Source organism: Pseudomonas sp. SWRI77, assembly GCF_014269105.1.
GTDB classification, from domain to species: Bacteria; Pseudomonadota; Gammaproteobacteria; order Pseudomonadales; family Pseudomonadaceae; genus Aquipseudomonas; species Aquipseudomonas capeferrum.
In genome coordinates this window covers 1-17,075 of sequence record NZ_JABWRV010000044.1, presented here as the reverse complement: position 1 = coordinate 17,075, position 17,075 = coordinate 1, and the positions used below count along the sequence as shown (strand labels likewise).

Annotated in this window: 19 protein-coding genes and 1 tRNA gene; 13 read left to right on the top strand and 7 right to left on the bottom strand. The window is 58.8% G+C overall.

Annotation, left to right across the window (positions count from 1 at the left end; translation table 11 throughout):
- Positions 1 to 77: 77 nt before the first annotated feature.
- A complete protein-coding gene (ppk2, locus tag HU766_RS25545; RefSeq protein ID WP_186661672.1) occupies positions 78 to 950 on the top strand; it encodes a polyphosphate kinase 2 in 873 nt (290 codons plus the stop codon).
- 9 nt (positions 951 to 959) lie between these two features.
- Here the strand turns inward: ppk2 and HU766_RS25540 are convergent, their stop codons facing one another.
- Positions 960 to 1,493 carry a hypothetical protein gene (locus tag HU766_RS25540; protein ID WP_050506183.1) on the bottom strand — a complete coding sequence of 178 codons (534 nt, stop codon included), beginning with the start codon at positions 1,491 to 1,493 and terminating at the stop codon, positions 960 to 962.
- 129 nt (positions 1,494 to 1,622) lie between these two features.
- Between HU766_RS25540 and HU766_RS25535 the strand changes: the two genes are divergently transcribed.
- Complete coding sequence (locus HU766_RS25535) at positions 1,623 to 2,060, top strand: hypothetical protein (protein WP_033703188.1); 438 nt, start codon at positions 1,623 to 1,625, stop codon at positions 2,058 to 2,060.
- 75 nt (positions 2,061 to 2,135) lie between these two features.
- Here HU766_RS25535 and gabP read toward each other — a convergent pair whose 3' ends face one another.
- Positions 2,136 to 3,521 carry a GABA permease gene (gene gabP / locus HU766_RS25530; protein WP_186661666.1) on the bottom strand — a complete coding sequence of 462 codons (1,386 nt, stop codon included), beginning with the start codon at positions 3,519 to 3,521 and terminating at the stop codon, positions 2,136 to 2,138.
- A 638-nt stretch (positions 3,522 to 4,159) separates the two neighbouring features.
- Between gabP and HU766_RS25525 the strand changes: the two genes are divergently transcribed.
- The 5 genes from HU766_RS25525 to HU766_RS25505 all read left to right on the top strand — a co-directional run bounded on the left by HU766_RS25525 (position 4,160) and on the right by HU766_RS25505 (position 8,429).
- Positions 4,160 to 4,933 (top strand): ABC transporter ATP-binding protein, encoded by a 774-nt coding sequence (locus tag HU766_RS25525; RefSeq protein ID WP_027917578.1) that lies wholly within the window; start codon positions 4,160 to 4,162, stop codon positions 4,931 to 4,933.
- A 13-nt stretch (positions 4,934 to 4,946) separates the two neighbouring features.
- Positions 4,947 to 5,708: an ABC transporter substrate-binding protein gene (locus HU766_RS25520; protein ID WP_033703190.1), complete on the top strand. Its 762-nt coding sequence runs from the start codon at positions 4,947 to 4,949 to the stop codon at positions 5,706 to 5,708.
- A 55-nt stretch (positions 5,709 to 5,763) separates the two neighbouring features.
- Positions 5,764 to 6,459, top strand: coding sequence for an ABC transporter permease (locus tag HU766_RS25515; RefSeq protein WP_033703191.1), 696 nt, complete (start codon positions 5,764 to 5,766; stop codon positions 6,457 to 6,459).
- The gene (locus HU766_RS25510) at positions 6,456 to 7,145 is read left to right on the top strand and encodes an ABC transporter permease (protein ID WP_033703192.1); all 690 of its coding nucleotides are present in this window, start codon (positions 6,456 to 6,458) and stop codon (positions 7,143 to 7,145) included. Before HU766_RS25515 ends, HU766_RS25510 begins: the two co-directional genes overlap by 4 nt.
- An 84-nt stretch (positions 7,146 to 7,229) precedes the next feature.
- Positions 7,230 to 8,429 (top strand): methyltransferase, encoded by a 1,200-nt coding sequence (locus tag HU766_RS25505; protein ID WP_186661665.1) that lies wholly within the window; start codon positions 7,230 to 7,232, stop codon positions 8,427 to 8,429.
- Between the two features lie 236 nt (positions 8,430 to 8,665).
- On the opposite strand, the gene HU766_RS25500 is transcribed toward HU766_RS25505, so the two are convergent.
- Positions 8,666 to 8,938 carry a DUF3077 domain-containing protein gene (locus tag HU766_RS25500; RefSeq protein WP_156311041.1) on the bottom strand — a complete coding sequence of 91 codons (273 nt, stop codon included), beginning with the start codon at positions 8,936 to 8,938 and terminating at the stop codon, positions 8,666 to 8,668.
- On the bottom strand, positions 8,935 to 9,201 hold the full coding sequence (locus HU766_RS25495) for a hypothetical protein (protein WP_186661664.1): 267 nt from the start codon (positions 9,199 to 9,201) through the stop codon (positions 8,935 to 8,937). Before HU766_RS25495 ends, HU766_RS25500 begins: the two co-directional genes overlap by 4 nt.
- Positions 9,202 to 9,849: 648 nt before the next feature.
- On the opposite strand from HU766_RS25495, the gene HU766_RS25490 reads away from it, so the two are divergent.
- The 3 genes from HU766_RS25490 (at position 9,850) to HU766_RS25480 (ending at position 11,723) form a co-directional block, all read left to right on the top strand.
- Positions 9,850 to 10,098 (top strand): hypothetical protein, encoded by a 249-nt coding sequence (locus HU766_RS25490; protein WP_033703195.1) that lies wholly within the window; start codon positions 9,850 to 9,852, stop codon positions 10,096 to 10,098.
- Between the two features lie 98 nt (positions 10,099 to 10,196).
- Positions 10,197 to 10,272, top strand: a tRNA-Thr gene (locus tag HU766_RS25485).
- A gap of 83 nt (positions 10,273 to 10,355) precedes the next feature.
- The gene (locus HU766_RS25480) at positions 10,356 to 11,723 is read left to right on the top strand and encodes a tyrosine-type recombinase/integrase (protein ID WP_186661663.1); all 1,368 of its coding nucleotides are present in this window, start codon (positions 10,356 to 10,358) and stop codon (positions 11,721 to 11,723) included.
- Here HU766_RS25480 and HU766_RS25475 read toward each other — a convergent pair.
- Positions 11,711 to 12,073 (bottom strand): hypothetical protein, encoded by a 363-nt coding sequence (locus HU766_RS25475; RefSeq protein WP_186661657.1) that lies wholly within the window; start codon positions 12,071 to 12,073, stop codon positions 11,711 to 11,713. The genes HU766_RS25480 and HU766_RS25475 overlap by 13 nt on opposite strands.
- Positions 12,074 to 12,111: 38 nt before the next feature.
- On the bottom strand, positions 12,112 to 12,663 hold the full coding sequence (locus HU766_RS25470; protein ID WP_238338700.1) for a Panacea domain-containing protein: 552 nt from the start codon (positions 12,661 to 12,663) through the stop codon (positions 12,112 to 12,114).
- A gap of 622 nt (positions 12,664 to 13,285) precedes the next feature.
- On the opposite strand from HU766_RS25470, the gene HU766_RS25465 reads away from it, so the two are divergent.
- Positions 13,286 to 13,930 (top strand): recombinase family protein, encoded by a 645-nt coding sequence (locus tag HU766_RS25465; RefSeq protein WP_186661655.1) that lies wholly within the window; start codon positions 13,286 to 13,288, stop codon positions 13,928 to 13,930.
- A 97-nt stretch (positions 13,931 to 14,027) separates the two neighbouring features.
- Here the strand turns inward: HU766_RS25465 and HU766_RS25460 are convergent, their stop codons facing one another.
- A complete protein-coding gene (locus HU766_RS25460; protein WP_186661653.1) occupies positions 14,028 to 15,296 on the bottom strand; it encodes a DNA cytosine methyltransferase in 1,269 nt (422 codons plus the stop codon).
- A gap of 118 nt (positions 15,297 to 15,414) precedes the next feature.
- On the opposite strand from HU766_RS25460, the gene HU766_RS25455 reads away from it, so the two are divergent.
- Positions 15,415 to 15,651, top strand: coding sequence for a helix-turn-helix transcriptional regulator (locus HU766_RS25455; RefSeq protein WP_186661651.1), 237 nt, complete (start codon positions 15,415 to 15,417; stop codon positions 15,649 to 15,651).
- Position 15,652: 1 nt separating this feature from the next.
- Complete coding sequence (locus tag HU766_RS25450; RefSeq protein WP_202883663.1) at positions 15,653 to 16,657, top strand: Cfr10I/Bse634I family restriction endonuclease; 1,005 nt, start codon at positions 15,653 to 15,655, stop codon at positions 16,655 to 16,657.
- Positions 16,658 to 17,075: the final 418 nt, after the last annotated feature.

Below are 17,075 nucleotides of genomic sequence, written 5' to 3'. Positions count from 1 at the left end.
CCCCCAGCGAACCCACCCCCACTGCGCCGCGCCCGCGCCGGCCACGTCAGCGCAAGCCCGAACCCGCGATTACCCGGATCAGCCAGCAACCCGCCGCACTTGAAGTGGCCACGGCGCCCAAAGGCAGCAACGAAGACAGCACCCGCGCACGCTTGCCTGCCAGCTACCCGTATCGCACCCGCCTGCACCGCCAGGAATACGAGAAGACCAAGCATGCCCTGCAGATCGAACTGCTGAAGGTGCAGAGCTGGGTAAAAGAAACCGGCCAGCGCGTGGTGATTCTGTTCGAAGGCCGCGACGCGGCGGGCAAAGGCGGCACCATCAAGCGTTTCATGGAGCACCTCAACCCGCGCGGCGCGCGGATCGTCGCGCTGGAGAAGCCTTCCGAACAAGAGAAAGGCCAGTGGTACTTCCAGCGCTACATCCAGCACCTGCCGACGGCGGGTGAAATGGTCTTCTTCGACCGCTCCTGGTACAACCGCGCCGGGGTCGAGAAGGTGATGGACTTCTGCACCCCGCTGCAGTACCTGGAGTTCATGCGCCAGGCACCCGACCTTGAGCGCATGCTGTGCAACAGCGGCATCCTGCTGTTCAAGTACTGGTTCTCGGTGAACCGCGAGGAACAGCTACGGCGCTTCATCTCGCGCCGCGACGACCCGCTCAAGCACTGGAAGCTGTCGCCCATCGACATCAAGTCGCTGGATAAGTGGGACGACTACACCGCAGCCAAGGAGGCGATGTTCTTCCATACCGATACGGCCGATGCGCCATGGACGGTGATCAAGTCCGATGACAAGAAGCGCGCACGCATCAACTGCATCCGCCACTTCCTGCATTCGCTGGATTACCCGGGCAAGGACCCGGCTGTGGCACATGCCGCGGACCCCATGCTGGTAGGGCGCGCATCACGCGACTTCGAAGAGGACGAGGCGCCAGCCACCACCCACTGAAAGGGGCAATCAGAAGTTGGCCATGGCGCTGCAGTATTCAGCCTTGGTGGTCTTCACCGGCTGCTCTACGCCCAGCTGGCGCAGCTCGACGCCACAAGCGTTGTAGCCGCGCACCACCACTTCGTAATCGGCGCCTTTTTGCGGCACGAAATAGAACATGCCCAGGCAATTGGTGACGCTGTTGTAGCTACTGCGCCCGCCGTCGAGAAAGTGCAAGGTGAACGGTTTGCCGGCCGGCACCAGCACTTCGCTGACCGCATCGCCCGCCGCCACAGGGGCGCTGGCAGGCATGCCCAGGGTTTCGCCATTGCGGTCGGCGAAGCCCTCCTTGGGTACTGCAATCACTCCTGCCCCGGGGCTGTACCAGTCGACGCAATCCTTGCCCGGCACAGCGCGCACCATGCCATCGGCAATCACCCGCAGGCGTGCGGTATCGCCCGACGTCGGCGAGCCATACGGGGTGTTGAACGACTTGACGGCGGCAATGTTGCCGCAGCCGGACAGCGCCACAGCCAGCAGGCCAAGCGAAATCGCTGTTTTCATCCGTGAATTCCTCATGAGTGGGTACCGGACATCCGGCAACCTGCCTAGGACCCTCGCTTGCCGCTTGGGTTTCACAGGCAAGTACGATTCAATACGCGCACTTTTTCAGGCACCCCCAAGGACCTACCCATGGCCACCCCTACCAAGCAACAGAAACGCGCCAAACGCGCCGCCAGCAAGGCCAAGCAGAACCGCATGGTGCGCAGCGGCCAGACGGTCAAGGCCAGCGCCGGTGACAGCGCCAGCATCGAGCAGGTGTTCAACAAGGCCATGGAGTCGGACAGCTACAAAGAGCTGTTCGACAAGATGAAAGCGGCACAGGAAACCAGCCTGGTCGCGATGATCTCGGTGTTCCTGGTCGACCCGCTGCTGACCCTGGTACTCAAAGGCCACAAGGAAGAGCACGCCACCGACTACATCGTGCTGGTGTTCACCGCCTACCGCACCTGGCTCGATGGCGCCGACGAAGACACCACCATGGCCTGGCTGGAAAGCGACGCGTTCCAGGAAGCCTATATCACCGCTTCCGAAGTGGTGGCCAAGCAACAGCAGAAGCTGTACGGCTGACCTGCGAAAAGGCCAGACAAACAAAAAGGCCGCACCCAACACAGGGCGCGGCCTTTTCATTCATAGCAGCGCAGATCAGTTATCCAGCGCCACCCGCCCAGCCGCTTCGCGCTTGCGATGCACCAGCAGCCCAGCGGCCACCACACCAATGCTCAGCAAGGCCGTCGCGATGATCTCGGCACGGTGATCTTCACGCAGCCCCATCACCACCAGCACCGCAATGATGAAGGCCATGGTCGCCCAGGTCAGGCCCGGGAACAGCCACATCTTGAAGTCGATCTTCTCGCCACGCGCTTCACGCTGGCTGCGCATGCGCAGTTGCGAAACAGCGATCACCAGGTACACCAGCAGCGCGATGGCGCCGGAGCTGGCCAGCAGGAACTCGAACACCTGGGCCGGCGCAACGAAGTTGGCGAACACGCAGAGGAAGGCCGCGGCAGTGGACAACAGTACCGCCCAGTGCGGGGTGCCCGCCTTGGTGGTGCGCTGTGCAACAGCCGGCGCATCGCCACGTTTGCTCAGCGAGAACAGCATGCGCGAAGAGGTGTACAGCGCCGAGTTGAGGCAGCTGGTCACGGCGATCAGCACGACGATGTCGACGATCAGCTTGGCATTCGGCACGCCGATGCGGCTCAGCACGGTCTGGTAGGAACCCAGTTCCGCCAGGGCCGGGTCGTTCCACGGCACCAGCGCCACGACCAGGAAGATCGACACCAGGTAGAACAGGCAGATACGCCAGATCACCGAGTTCGTGGCGCGGCTGATCTGCTTGCCCGGGTCCTTGGACTCGGCAGCGGCGATGGTGACGATTTCGGTGCCCATGAACGAGAACATGGTGGTCAGCATGGCGGCCAGCACCGCGCCCAAGCCGTTGGGCATGAAGCCCTGGGTGTCGAACAGGTGGCTGACACCGCTCACCTGGCTGCCCGGCGCCAGGCCGAACATGGCCACGCAGCCCACCACGATGAAGCCGATGATCGCCAGCACCTTGAGCAGGGCGAACCAGAATTCGAACTCGCCGTAGTTCTTCACGCTGCACAAGTTGGTCAGGGTCAGCACCAGCGTGATGATCAAGGAGAAGGCCCACAGATCAACAGCAGGGAACCAGGCATGCAGAATGGCTGCGGCCGCGTTGGCTTCCAGCGGGATCACCAGCACCCAGAACCACCAGTACAGCCAGCCGATGGTGAAGCCGGCCCAACGCCCGATGGCGCGGTCGGCATACGTCGAGAAGGAGCCCGTGTCAGGCGAGGCAATGGCCATTTCGCCCAGCATGCGCATGACCAGCACCACCAGCGTACCGGCAGCCGCGTAGGCCATCAGTACGGCAGGCCCTGCGGCCGCAATGGCGTGGCCGGAACCCACGAACAGACCGGCGCCAATTACGCCAGCGATGGACAGCATGGTGACATGCCGCGATTTGAGCCCCTGAGCGAGGTCGTTGGAATTGTTACCGCTCATAAAACTACCTTTGTAAGGAGTGGACCACGCCGACTACGGGAACGAAGCGCGCCCGGGGTTGTTTAGGCGTCGCTGCAATCGGCGGTTTCCCAGTGGCAATAAGCGAGCCAGTTGCTGAAAGCATTCGTCAGAAATCTCTGGCAACCATTAAGGGCGCGGCTTGCAGGGCTTTCGGCCACGCCTTGACCGAAAGGTCGCCAAAACCGCCTGCCAAGTCGGGATTACGGAAATACCCACTTACAAACGCACCAAAGGTGCTCCTAGGTAACACCTTTGCACCGTTGCAATGCAAAAAAGTACAACCTCAAGGTACAACCCATTACCCACGTTCACCCGTTTGCAGGTAAACCGATTACCAACCCTGTGCCGGCGGGTTTACCCGCGAATGGTCCAAAACCGCTTCCAAGAGCGGGCCAAAGCTGGCACCATCGCGCCTTTTTTCATCAAGGCTCTGGTGTTGGGCTAGACCTTCGCGGTCATCCTCGCGACGTTGCACTGCAGCGATGCGACAATCTGCCCCGACAGCGACCCGAGCCCCTAGCGACCCTGTTGGCCGCCTAATGCCGCTATGCTAGCTTGGCGCACGCCAGGAAGGCCGCCAACAGCTGGGAACGCACCCGAACACATGAGGACCGCACATGGCCCAGGCCACGCCCGCGCTGGAAATCCGCAATCTGCACAAACGCTACGGCGAGCAGGAAATTCTCAAGGGCATTTCGCTGACCGCACGCGATGGTGACGTGATCTCCATCCTGGGGTCGTCCGGTTCCGGCAAGTCCACTTTGCTGCGCTGCATCAACCTGCTCGAAAACCCGCACCAGGGCGAAATCCTGGTCGCCGGCGAATCGCTCAAGCTCAAGGCCGCCAAAAACGGTGACCTGATCGCCGCCGACAACCGCCAGATCAACCGCCTGCGCAGCGAGATCGGCTTCGTCTTCCAGAACTTCAACCTGTGGCCGCACATGTCGATCCTCGACAACATCATCGAGGCCCCGCGCCGCGTGCTCGGCCAAAGCAAGGCCGAGGCCATCGAAGCCGCAGAAGCCTTGCTGAACAAGGTTGGCATCTACGACAAGCGCCACAGCTACCCCGCCCAGCTTTCCGGTGGCCAGCAACAGCGCGCCGCCATTGCCCGTACCTTGGCCATGAGGCCCAAGGTCATCCTGTTCGACGAGCCGACCTCGGCGCTCGATCCGGAAATGGTCCAGGAAGTGCTAAACGTTATCCGCGCATTGGCCGAAGAAGGCCGTACCATGCTGCTGGTGACGCACGAGATGAACTTTGCCCGCCAGGTGTCCAGTGAAGTGGTCTTCCTGCACCAGGGCCTGGTTGAAGAGCAAGGATCGCCGCAGCAGGTCTTCGAGAACCCGACCTCGGCGCGTTGCAAGCAATTCATGTCCAGCCACCGCTAACGGAGCAACACGAATGCAGACCTATAAGAAATTCCTCCTGGCCGCTGCCGCCACCCTGGTGTTCTCGGCAAATGCCATGGCAGCCGAAAAACTCAAAATGGGCATCGAGGCGGCCTACCCGCCGTTCAACAACAAGGATGCCAGCGGCCAGGTGGTCGGCTTTGACAAAGACATCGGCGACGCACTGTGCGCCAAGATGAAAGTCGAATGCGAAGTGGTCACCTCTGACTGGGACGGCATCATCCCGGCGTTGAACGCCAAGAAGTTCGACTTCCTGATCTCCTCGCTGTCGATCACCGACGAGCGCAAGCAGGCCGTCGACTTCACCGACCCGTACTACTCGAACAAGCAGCAGTTCATCGCACCGAAAAACGTCGACTTCAAGACCGACCGCGCCTCGCTCAAGGGCAAGACCATCGGTACCCAGCGCGCCACCCAGGCTGCGACCTGGCTGGACGACAACGGCGGCATGGACAACGAGTTCAAGGTCAACCTGTACGATGGCCAGGAAAACGCCTACCTGGACCTGACCTCCGGCCGCCTCGACGCCATCCTCGCCGACAAGTACGCCAACTACGACTGGCTGAAGTCTGCCGCTGGCAAAAACTTCGAGTTCAAAGGCGAACCGGTGAACGACAGCGACAAGGTCGGCATTGCCGTACGCAAAGGTGACGATGAGCTGCGTAACAAGCTCAATGCCGCACTGAAGGAAATTGTCGCCGACGGCACCTACAAAAAGATCAACGACAAGTACTTCCCGTTCAGCATCTATTGATTCGCCCCGACCGGCACGCCCTTGCGGCGTGCCGGTCCCTAGAACGACCCTACCCATGAATATCGACCTGCACGGATTCGGTCCGGCCCTGGCGGCTGGCACCTTGATGACCGTAAAACTGGCGCTCTGCGCCTTGCTGCTGGGGCTGGTCCTGGGCCTGCTCGGTGCCCTGGCCAAGACTTCCCCGGTCAAGCCGCTGCAATGGCTTGGCGGCTTCTACTCGACCCTGGTTCGCGGCGTGCCCGAACTGCTCTGGGTCCTGCTTATCTATTTCGGCACCGTCGGCCTGATGAACAGCATCGGCGAGGCGCTCAACATGCCGGGCCTTGAGCTCAGCGCCTTCGCTGCCGGCGTTATCGCCCTCGGCCTGTGCTTCGGCGCCTACGCCACCGAGGTGTTCCGCGGCGCCATCCTGGCGATCCCCAAGGGGCACCGTGAGGCGGGCCTGGCACTGGGCTTGTCCAAGGCGCGCATCCTCTCGCGCATCATCCTGCCGCAGATGTGGCGCATCGCCCTGCCCGGCCTGGGCAACCTGTTCATGATCCTGATGAAGGATACCGCGCTGGTATCGGTCATCGGCCTTGAAGAAATCATGCGCCACGCGCAAATCGGCGTGACCATGACCAAGGAGCCGTTCACCTTCTACATGGTTGCGGCCTGCATCTACCTGGGCTTGACCGTCGTCGCCATGACCGGCATGTACTTCATGGAAAAACGCGCCGCTCGCGGCTTTGCGAGGGCCGAACAATGAATTGGGAAGTCATCATCAAATGGCTGCCACGCCTGGCCCAGGGCGCGACCCTGACCCTGGAGCTGGTGGCCATCGCCGTGGTTGCCGGGTTGATCCTGGCCATCCCGCTGGGCATTGCCCGCTCGTCGCGGCACTGGTACGTGCGCGCCGTGCCGTTCAGCTACATTTTCTTCTTCCGCGGTACGCCGTTGCTGGTGCAGCTGTTCCTGGTCTATTACGGCCTGGCCCAGTTCGAGGCGGTGCGCAGCAGTGCGTTGTGGCCTTACCTGCGCGATCCGTTCTGGTGCACCGTGCTGACCATGACCCTGCACACGGCCGCCTATATCGCCGAAATTCTGCGCGGTGCGCTGCAGTCGATCCCCAAGGGTGAGATCGAAGCGGCACGGGCACTGGGCATGTCGCGCGCCAAGACCCTGATCTACATCATGCTGCCGCGCGCCACGCGGATCGGCCTGCCGGCCTACAGCAACGAGGTGATCCTGATGCTCAAGGCCAGCGCCCTGGCCAGTACCGTCACCCTGCTGGAGCTGACCGGCATGGCGCGTACCATCATCGCCCGGACGTACCTGCCGGTGGAGATCTTCTTCGCCGCCGGGGTGTTTTACCTGGTTATCTCGTTTGTCCTGGTGCAGGGCTTCAAACTGCTGGAGCGCTGGTTGCGGGTAGACGCCTGCCAAGGGCGCTAGACCTCACCCCCGCTCCGACCCTGTAGGAGCGGGCTTGCCCCGCCAAGGGCTGCACAGCAGCCCCAACCCCAGCCGACAACAACCATGACCCCACCCTCCATCCCCCACAGCGACCGCTTCCAGGCCCTCGACCAGTTCCTGACCGAGCACCAGCACCTGTGGAAACCCAGGCCATTCACCGCGCTGCGCCTGGATTGGGAAGCCGAACACCCCGCACTCTCCGCCCACTTGCGCCAATGCAGCCTGAGCGACGCCGAAGCCGAGCGGGTGACGCAAGGCGTGCCCGCCCCCTTCCCCCAACTGGCCCAACAAGCCCAGCAACTCTGCACCCTCGACGCACTCCCCGACGCTGGCCTGCCAGCCGCCGCCCACCGCCTCGACGTTGGCGTGCCCGGCCGCAAATGGCAGCAGATCGAAGCCTTCACCCGCCGGCTGGCCTTCAACGCGCCAACCCGGCACTGGCTGGACTGGTGCTCTGGTAAAGGCCACCTCGGCCGCCGCCTGCTGCAACCCGGCCAGCACCTGACCTGCCTGGAATACGACGCCGAGCTCGTGACCGCGGGCCAGGCCCTGAGCGACCACCACCACCTGCCTGCACACCATATCCATCAGGATGTCATGGCCGCAGACAGCGCCGGCCACCTGAATAGCGACAAGACCGTGGTCGCCCTGCACGCCTGCGGCGACCTGCACGTACGCCTTCTGCACCTGGCCAGCGAGCAAGGCTGCCGGCAGATGGCCGTGGCCCCTTGCTGCTACAACCGCATCCAGGCCCAGCAGTACCAGGCATTATCCACCGCCGCGCAAGCCTCCAGCCTGCACTTGTCGCTGGACGACCTGGGCTTGCCGTTGAGTGAAACCGTCACCGCGGGCGCCCGCGTGCGTCGCCAACGCGACACCTCGATGGCCCGCCGCCTGGGCTTCGATCTGCTGCAACGCCAGCAGCGCCAGTGTGATGATTACCTGCCCACTCCCTCGCTGCCGGTGGCCTGGCTGGACAAGCCTTTCGAGGCGTACTGCCGGGGCCTGGCCGAGCTCAAGCACGTGCCCCTGAGCGGCACGCCCGACTGGGCTGCCCTGGAAGCCGCCGGCTGGCAGCGCCTGGCCGAAGTGCGCAACCTGGAACGTGTGCGCAACCTGTTCCGTCGCCCGCTGGAACTGTGGCTGGTACTCGACCGTGCGCTGTTTCTGGAAGAACAAGGTTATGCCGTGCGCCTCGGATTGTTCTGTGACTACCCCCTCACCCCGCGCAACATCCTCATCCTGGCAGAACGCGACCGTTAGCCGCAGCACAACCTGTGGATAACTCTGTGCACAAGCTTTTGATGAATGGTTGGATCCAAGCGCTATTTCAAGCGTTTGGCTTATTCCTTCGTACAGCTCAAGGCCAGCAAAAACAGGCGTTTGCGCAAAGACCAGCGGTGTAGCAGCTCGGCATGCCTTTCGCGCAAGTTGGCAATGCTACTTGTGCATAAACTTTTCTTGTGCGCCCGCCTAGGGCCGCAAAGCGGCCCTGTGGGTCAGCGGAATTTGTTCTTGGCCAGCTCGATATCGTTCATCAATGCCTTGGCCATCGCCGTCAGGTAATCGGCCGCACCCAACAGCTTGTGGTCGTCTTCCATATCACCCTCCCTGAGCAGATGCTTGATGTAGCTGAGCAGCACAGAGACCTGTTCATAGGCATCGTCGATCGCAATACCGGGCTGCACACGCAACAGGCCAACGGGTGGGTCGCCGACTTCCAGGAAGGTTTCCAGGCCGGCTGTGGTGATGGGCTTGGGGCTATCGTTCATGCGATTTCCCCCTCCGCGCTCATGCGTTCACTGGCGTGCTGCAGCAATATCGCTGCCGACTCGGCGGCCTGAGCTGTGTGGGCCAGCCGGCTAATGCCAGGTTCGCCGGCGTGGGCGCGGCAGTGTTCGTCGAGGGTTTGGGCCACAGCGCGGATGAGCTCGCGGGCCTGGGTGAGTGCGTCGTGTGGGGAGATGTCGCTGTGGATAGAGAAGTAGGGGGTGTGGATGAGCGGGCGTGGTGGGTCGGGGACGATCTTGATCATGGCGTAACTCCTTATTCACGGAAGGAACTGCCACTAAATCTTTCTCACGGATTTAGGTGGCAGCCATACGCGGGGTGAGAAACCGAGTGAATAAGGAAAGCCCCGGCCAGACCGAAGTCTGCCCGCGTACAGCCACCATTTGGGTGACGCTCATTCGTGGTCGGGTTCTCACACCCGGTCGCCGAAGCGACCCAGAAACGGTATCCGTGAGGCATTTCCCCGACAACAGCGATACTTCAGCAGCGCGCGTAGGATAGGTCCGAAGCATGCGAACCCGGAAGCATTTGGTTTCAGGTTCAGAAATGCCCTACAGCTGATAGCTGCCTTGATTGTAGGAGCGGCCTTGCGTCGCGAAAGGGCTGCGAAGCAGCCCCAGGTTTGCGAACCAACGCAGGTATCGACGTTTGTTCACACATTGCCGGGGCTGCTTCGCAGCCCTTTCGCGACGCAAGGCCGCTCCTACACACACACGCACGCACGACGGTTGAAGACGGTCGATCAGCGCCCGCAAAGCTCGCACTGCACACCTCCCCACGGTGTATCATTCACCCCCACATCATTAAAAAGAGACGTCGCGCGCTGCCCGCCAGCCCCGCGACCTTCTGGCGTTGCGCCAGAACCGACAATGGACTAACGGACTTCCTCATCGTGACCCAAGCCAAACCCCTAGCCCTGTTGACCTTCGCCATGGCCCTGACCGCCTGCGCCAGCGACACCCCAAGCCACCCTTCCAGCCACCTGGGCTGGGACACCCCCGGCATGCAACTGGGCGGCGACAGAGGCCTGCCCCTGCGCGTCGAGAGCCCTTGCCGCAAGCGCGGCTGCGACAACGACAAGCTGTTCTTCAACCCTGGCAAAACCGAACCAAGCGTCAACACGATCCACCGCGGCTGGTAAGAAAAATCTCCTTTTAAGCCGGTGACTTAGGTCATTTGCAAACAATCGCAAGGAAGTGGTTTACAGGCGCCAAACGATCGTTATAATGACGCCCCATTGCCGGTATAGCTCAGATGGTAGAGCAACTGACTTGTAATCAGTAGGTCCCGGGTTCGATTCCTGGTGCCGGCACCATTATTCGCTCCCAAACCCTTGAAAACAAAGGGTTTTCGGCTCTCAAAGCTGCTTTCGCGTGGTAACCTTTGTGGTAACTACCGATGAAAGCAAGCTTTGGCCCTCTCCAAGTGACACTCCGATACGCCTACTCCCGTAATGGAACCTGGTACTACCAGCGCCCAATCCCGAAAGATCTCCAATCGCGTTACGGCAAGAAGCTCATCAAGATCAAGCTCAATTCCACTGACATTGTGGTCGCTGGGCGAGAGATTGACCGACTGAACCGTGAGGCCGAAGCCGACTGGCAACGCCTGCGAGCTGAACCCACCTCCTCTCCTCAAGCTTTGCGCGCTCATGCAGTTGCCCTGTTAAAGCAATGGGGTCTTGCAGCAGCGCCCGCAGAAAACGATTCATCAATCCTTGAGGCTTTCTTCGATTACTTGGACGTAAAGCGCCCTGCTGAGCAATACGATGACGAAGATGACCATGGCAGAGGCCAACCCTCGGATCATTTAACACCTGTCGAGAGCGAAGCTACGAAGCTCCTGGCAGGTACGGTGAAGCAGCGCGTGAGTGATGCGACCGACTTCTACCTCAGCACACACCCCAAACGTGATGAGGCGAAGTTTTCCACAGACGCTCGCCGCGTGATGGATGGCCTGACGAAGGTGATTGGAGACAAGCCATTTGAGTCCGTCACCCGAGCTGATGCCCGCGCCTTTGTGGATGCGGAGCTCGCGAGGGGCGCAGTTACCACCAGCATCAGAAGACGACTGTCCACCATCATCGCAGTCTTCACCCAGTTCGCCCGTGAGCATGAGATAGCGAAGCTGAATCCATTTTCGGGCTTGAAGATCGTAGGTGAAGGTAAGGATACGAAGGAACGCCTGCCATTCTCACCCGAAGCCCTGAGCAGGACCGTGGCCCTGTGCAAGCAGATGGATGACGAGCCTCGGTGGATTACAGCCATGATTGCTGACACCGGGGCTCGCCTGGCGGAGATTGTTGGCTTGCCCCTGAGAGACATTTTGCTGGACGCCGAGGTGCCCCACATCGTCATCCAGGAGCATCCATGGCGGTCGCTCAAGAACAAGGACAGCAAACGTGTGGTGCCGCTGGTAGGCGCGTCCCTGTGGGCTGCACAGCGAGTAGTCGCGAAGGCCGCTCCAGGTGCTCAGTTTGCCTTCACGAAGTACACCACTGAGGCTGGCTGCAAAGCCACTAGCGCTTCCGCCACGATCGCTAAGTGGCTTAGAGGCCGTGGCATTGAGCACACTGCGCATGAGCTGCGTCACACCATGGCTGACCGACTAAGAGAGGTGCAGTGCCCAGAGGACATCCGCAAAAGCATTGGCGGCTGGGCTAGCGCTGACGTGGCAAGCCGCTATGGGAAAGGCTATTCGTTGCAGGTTATGCAGGAGTGGCTGGAACGAGTCACGCCGCAGACCACAGGATCTCAAATCCCATGAATGCGTAGATAGCGGGAAATTTTAGGTGAGACTAAGTCCGACACATCAAAGCCTGCCCGAATCTGGTCGTAAACGATGCGGCTGACAGGGACGTCAGGACGAACATCCCCCGTTTGGATCTTTGCCTCCAAGCGGGGCACCTTCAACACCGTAGCGCCCCGATAGACCACATAGCTCTCATGCCTGATAAAAGGATGACAGCCTGCTTGGACGATACAAGCGGGATCGTGGTAAGCGCCCGGCTGTACGGTCGAGAAATTGACAACCAGCACAGACAAGTCGTTTAGCTCGCCACAGTGAACTGGGTCGTTCATCACCACATGAAGGTGATCGCAACGACCCGTCAGCATGAACAGCGTTCCTTGCTGAAAAACAGTCCGTGGCGGCATCAGGTCATCTCAGCAAGTTTCTGCCCAAGCAGCTTGCGCGTTTGGAGCATTTCCACCTTCTCATGGGCTTGCGCTGGGTTTAGCCCAAAGGATTTGAAGGTCACTTCAGTGTCAATCGGCCTGCTGGTGTTTCCTGGGTTCTCCCATTCCGGGAGTGTGTGGACATAATCCACCAGAGCCCAGCGCCCCATACGGCCGAACTTCTCGAACACTTCATCAAGGATTTTCAAATCTGCCCGAGACAACTCATCAAGCTCATCCCATGCAAAATTCCGCTGCAAGGTGACCTCGTTGTTGTGGATCGGGGACACGAACGAACTCCACACTTCGCTTGGGCGATTGCCATTCATCAGGTCCAGGGTGGCCGACAGGATCGGACCATTTCTCATGTTGCACTGGGCATCATCAGACATCGGAACGTCGTAGCGTTCCATGCTCAAGCGATCAGCCAGGTAGAGCAGCTTCATCAGCTTGATGTGGGCCATCGGGCCCTCGCGGCGAGCCAAAAAGAAGGCCGCCATTTGGGCCACTTTTTGTTCGGAAAAAATCAAGAGTCACCTCTCTTGCGCCATCCATGGGCATTACGGTTTCGCGGGCGCGAAATTATGGGCGCATGTCTCTATTAGTCAATAGAACCAGTGGAGCGTCCCGGAGTAGCTGACGAGCGGTCAAGCTACACCCCCTCTGATACACCCCTATCGGCTGAGTACCACGATCCTTGATCTGGGTATAGCACGCTTTTGGAAAGCGCAAGCAGTCAAGCGACGACGTGATGGCAATCCGCCCGCACAGAGCGGGCAGTATTGATCTAATCCCTGTCAATGCCGTGGGGCCACATTAGGATCACTCAGCCGTGATCCTGGGGCTTCATCACGTTCTGCGTGGTGCCGGACTTATTCCGGACTGTGGGCATCCTCGCTGTGTCAGATCATGGGCCATCTATCCCTGAGCGACCACTGAGACCACGGACCACCTACACCACCAGCAACGGGGGTAGGGGGCATACTGGGGCTCCTGCTGGTCGATCATGGGTAGTGCCCTTAGAGGCATCTCTAAGGTATGCCTTTACGGAACCAGCAAGGGTGGTTCGATAGATGGTTCGATAATTGATAGTTGACCAATCAAAACGAACCATTATTATGCGAACCATCCAAAGCGAACCGGAGCTGTTCCATGTACATCCGCGCCTACCTCCGCGCCTCAACCCAAGACCAGGATGCTCAGCGCGCCCGAGCAGACCTTGAAACGTTCGCCCAGGAGCGCGGTTTGCGTATTGCAGCCTGGTACGCAGAGAACGAGTCTGGAGCCAACCTCAAGCGTCCTGAGCTGTTCCGGTTATTGGCCGATAGTCACCCTGGAGATGTGCTCTTGATTGAGCAGGTGGACCGCCTTTCTCGCCTCAATGCCGAGGACTGGGACCGCCTCAAGGCTGAGCTGCTGGCCCGCAAAGTTCGTGTGGTCGCCCTCGACCTTCCCACCTCCCACATGATGGTAAAGGCGGAGGACGAGATGACCATGCGGATGATGGACGCTCTTAATTCGATGATGCTGGACATGCTGGCCGCCATCGCCCGTAAGGACTATGAGGACAGACGCCGCAGGACCACTCAGGGCATCGCCCAAGCCAAGGAACGCGACAAGCTCAAGCCCCAGGCTGAGAGGGCCTACAAAGGCCGCCCAGCGAACCACGAGCGCAACACTGCCATTCTGGCGATGCTAGATCGGGGTAGTAGCTGGTCTGAGGTCTGTGCGGCCACAGGTGCCTCGAGGAGTACGCTACTGAGGCTCGTGAAGGCGCGCCAAGATACTGAGACGTAAGCGTTTCGCTATCTGTTTTTTTGCACCTGCAGCACATCAGCCATCAACATTTGTGACTGGCTGCTGGCGCTCCTTCTGAGCTTTGAAACCGGGCTGCTTATGCAGGTAACAACAACTCTCCCTGTACGGAAGGCGAACGCTCCGAGCTAGGAGGAGAAGAATTGTTATCAATAGTAGCTAGTACTGTCTGTGCCAGCTTCCCAAGGGCATATCCGAGAAGAGGAGGAACAGCGTTGCCGATTTGCTTGAGCTGTTGCCACTCGCTACCTACAAATACAAATCCGTCATGAAACGATTGTAGTCGGGCTGCCTCTCTGACAGTAATCCATCGATTCAAATGAGGGTGAATCCACTCGCTCATGTCTCGATGCATTTGAGCCAAGATAGTATGCGAGGGCAGCTGAGGATGAAGTCGTCGCCACTTCTCAGGTCGTTTTCCATCCCAAATTTCTTTAGGCAAACTGTTAGCTTTTTTTCCCTGCTCAAGCAATGAAATCAGCTTTGCTCTGCGAGCCAAAATCTCCTTTGTATGATGATTATGCAGTTCGGACCTTTCTTTCCCGATACCCCTTCTACGCTTCAAAGCTTTAGTATATCGAGCACCGTCGAAGTCGAGCCGCATATCACGCATAAAGCCACTTGGAGACTTACGAGATGGATAATCCATAACCTCCCCACTGTGGACGATCTCCGCAGGCAGGTCACCTATCGCCTCATCAACAGTAACTACTTTCTCTACTCGATACTTGTCGAGAGCACTTTCGCAAAAAGTATGAAGATCATATGGAAAGGCCAAGTCGTCACGTGTCCCGACAAAAATTACTCTTTGCCGAGTTTGTGGCACACCGAAATCATCCGCAGAGAGCAGGAGCATTGTAGTATTTTTGTACCCCAACTCGGCAAAGTGAGCCAAAATGAGATGCTTGAAATACCCCTTGTTCATGAGCGCTAAGTTTGGGACATTCTCCATGAAGAACATCCTTGGGCGCAGTTTCTCTACGACACGAGCATATTGCTTGTAAAGCTCATTCCTTTCATCATCGAGCTTCCTCGCACCTATTTGGCTAAAGCCTTGACAAGGCGGCCCGCCAAACACGAAATCTGTACCGGCAAGGCGATATTGCTTTTCATGATCTGAACCTTCGATCAAGAAGTCGTGCACATCCCCCTCAAAGAGTGGTGTTGAAGGGAAATTGTGACGATAAGTTTCACAGGCAAACTTATCGAATTCGACCGCAACGCGCAATTTCACGCCAGAGCTTTCTATACCTTCACAAAACCCGCCACACCCAGAAAAGAGGGAGACAGCGCTGTACGTTTGGGGTTTCGCTATAGGTGCCGGCGTATTCGCGTGACTCTTCGGCATCGTGGAAGTCCATCAAGGCTAATCTAAGGTGATTATTATGCACATTTTGTGCTGGAGTGTCACCAGTTGTGACTCATAGTCCGTGGTCTGATAGTCCACTGAAAGGTAGCTTTTCCCTATGGATCTCGCCTCTCAGTTTGGCCAAGCCGTTCGTCGGCACAGAGAACTGCTCCGTCTCAGCCAGGAAGCCTTGGCAGACCGAGCAGGAATTGATCGCACCTATATCAGCGGTGTTGAGCGGGGCATCCGAAACCCTACCCTAAGTGTCATGCAACGCATCGCTGTGGCACTTGGCAGCGACTTAGATGTAATTTTCGCGACCGCCCGAGAGCTATCCGTGCGGCAGGAGAAATAAAGTGCCCTTCGAGTTTGATCACAAACAGATATGCCATGCCTGCCCGCATGGTGGCTGCTTCGAAGATCGTCGGCTCAATCCTGTTGCAAGGCGAGAAACAAAGTTCCGGTTTCGCCAGGGGGCGGCTATGAGCTGCACTTTTGGCGAGTATCTTCCAGGCAGTGAGAGCGATCCAGAACCAGATAGGCCTTTTAACCTATACCTTGATCAGTTTCGCCTGAACGCTATGACAGCCGGGAAAATGCTGTTCTCCGAGTTCGATGTAAAAGGCGCTGCAATCGCAAAAGTTGAAGGTGACGTTTTCGAGCTATTAGAAGCAGGAGCGCTCTGGGGTGCCGCTGCGGCTTGGAACCGGTTCATGACAACAGGCGTGTGGGACTCTAAAGTTTTTCAACAGCCGAAAGATAGTATCGCGACTCCCACGCGATTGATTGCAGCTGTGACGCTTCCTAGAGGGTATGATGCAACCAAGCTTTTTAAACCAGATGTGCGTAGCCGAATCCAAGCGCATGAAGCTGCTTTAAAAAAACGAGGAATGTCTCTTGGCTTATCTAGCCCAGATATCGTAGGCGTACGACTTCCTCACCCCCTACCTCCGGAGCTTGAAGTTTTTCTCAACCCTGTAGAAAACCTCTCGGATGAAAACCGAGCGTCTTTGGTGGACGCTTATAAACTATTAGAGGGGCGGATCGCCGCCGAAGGTTTTCTTTTCGCTATTGCTGTTAAACGTACAATTCGAAGCGATCGACTTTACCAGCCGCTATTTGAAGCCAACATTCTTAAGTATCTTATCGAAATAGTTTTGCAGGGCGCGGCCTTCAGATTTTACGCTCATTTCAATTCCTTTGAAGGTGCCAACGTTGAAGGACATTATGAGGCCGCATCGCTGATCTCGCTTGCACGGGGAGGCACGCCGACCAAGGCGATAGATGTGTTGCATCTAGCCCATGCCCCTCTCGCGACTGCGCAGTCAGTACTGGATGACTTTCCTCTGTTCCATCTCTGAGTAGTCATATTGCTCGGTGGTAATCGTGTGGTAACCTCTCGCCCCCCACACGCGGATGGGCCCGGATTCATTGGCCGCCACGCCCCGGTTCGACTCCTATAGTTCCTGGTGCCGGCACCATACGCAGTATCAAAGAAGGCTCACCGAAAGGTGGGCCTTCTTTGTTTGTGTGTTCGCTCCCCCGCCCCGCAATTACCCCAGGGGGAAGCAAGCGTGACCTGTCAGGCTGCCTTTCTACTCCAACGTCTCCCAGCCCAGACAAGCCAACGCCAGTGTGCGTGGTACCGCTTCACGACCGCTACTGTAACGAGTGCGATCCATGAACCCCACCTACCGCCAGATGGAGCTTCGATTTACCGTTGCATCTCCGGTGAGCAGTTCCACGGCAGCAGCGCTTCGTAGTCCTCTACCGACGAGG

Bases quoted from the DNA above. Each gene is read 5' to 3' on its own strand.
- HU766_RS25515 (WP_033703191.1), top strand. From the start codon at position 5,764: ATGAATATCGACCTGCACGGATTCGGTCCGGCCCTGGCGGCTGGCACC.
- HU766_RS25510 (WP_033703192.1), top strand. From the start codon at position 6,456: ATGAATTGGGAAGTCATCATCAAATGGCTGCCACGCCTGGCCCAGGGC.
- gabP (WP_186661666.1), bottom strand. From the start codon at position 3,521: ATGAGCGGTAACAATTCCAACGACCTCGCTCAGGGGCTCAAATCGCGG.
- HU766_RS25480 (WP_186661663.1), top strand. From the start codon at position 10,356: ATGAAAGCAAGCTTTGGCCCTCTCCAAGTGACACTCCGATACGCCTAC.
- HU766_RS25465 (WP_186661655.1), top strand. From the start codon at position 13,286: ATGTACATCCGCGCCTACCTCCGCGCCTCAACCCAAGACCAGGATGCT.
- HU766_RS25520 (WP_033703190.1), top strand. From the start codon at position 4,947: ATGCAGACCTATAAGAAATTCCTCCTGGCCGCTGCCGCCACCCTGGTG.
- HU766_RS25505 (WP_186661665.1), top strand. From the start codon at position 7,230: ATGACCCCACCCTCCATCCCCCACAGCGACCGCTTCCAGGCCCTCGAC.
- HU766_RS25535 (WP_033703188.1), top strand. From the start codon at position 1,623: ATGGCCACCCCTACCAAGCAACAGAAACGCGCCAAACGCGCCGCCAGC.
- HU766_RS25460 (WP_186661653.1), bottom strand. From the start codon at position 15,296: ATGCCGAAGAGTCACGCGAATACGCCGGCACCTATAGCGAAACCCCAA.
- HU766_RS25475 (WP_186661657.1), bottom strand. From the start codon at position 12,073: ATGCTGACGGGTCGTTGCGATCACCTTCATGTGGTGATGAACGACCCA.
- HU766_RS25500 (WP_156311041.1), bottom strand. From the start codon at position 8,938: ATGAACGATAGCCCCAAGCCCATCACCACAGCCGGCCTGGAAACCTTC.
- HU766_RS25540 (WP_050506183.1), bottom strand. From the start codon at position 1,493: ATGAAAACAGCGATTTCGCTTGGCCTGCTGGCTGTGGCGCTGTCCGGC.
- HU766_RS25525 (WP_027917578.1), top strand. From the start codon at position 4,160: ATGGCCCAGGCCACGCCCGCGCTGGAAATCCGCAATCTGCACAAACGC.
- HU766_RS25455 (WP_186661651.1), top strand. From the start codon at position 15,415: ATGGATCTCGCCTCTCAGTTTGGCCAAGCCGTTCGTCGGCACAGAGAA.
- HU766_RS25495 (WP_186661664.1), bottom strand. From the start codon at position 9,201: ATGATCAAGATCGTCCCCGACCCACCACGCCCGCTCATCCACACCCCC.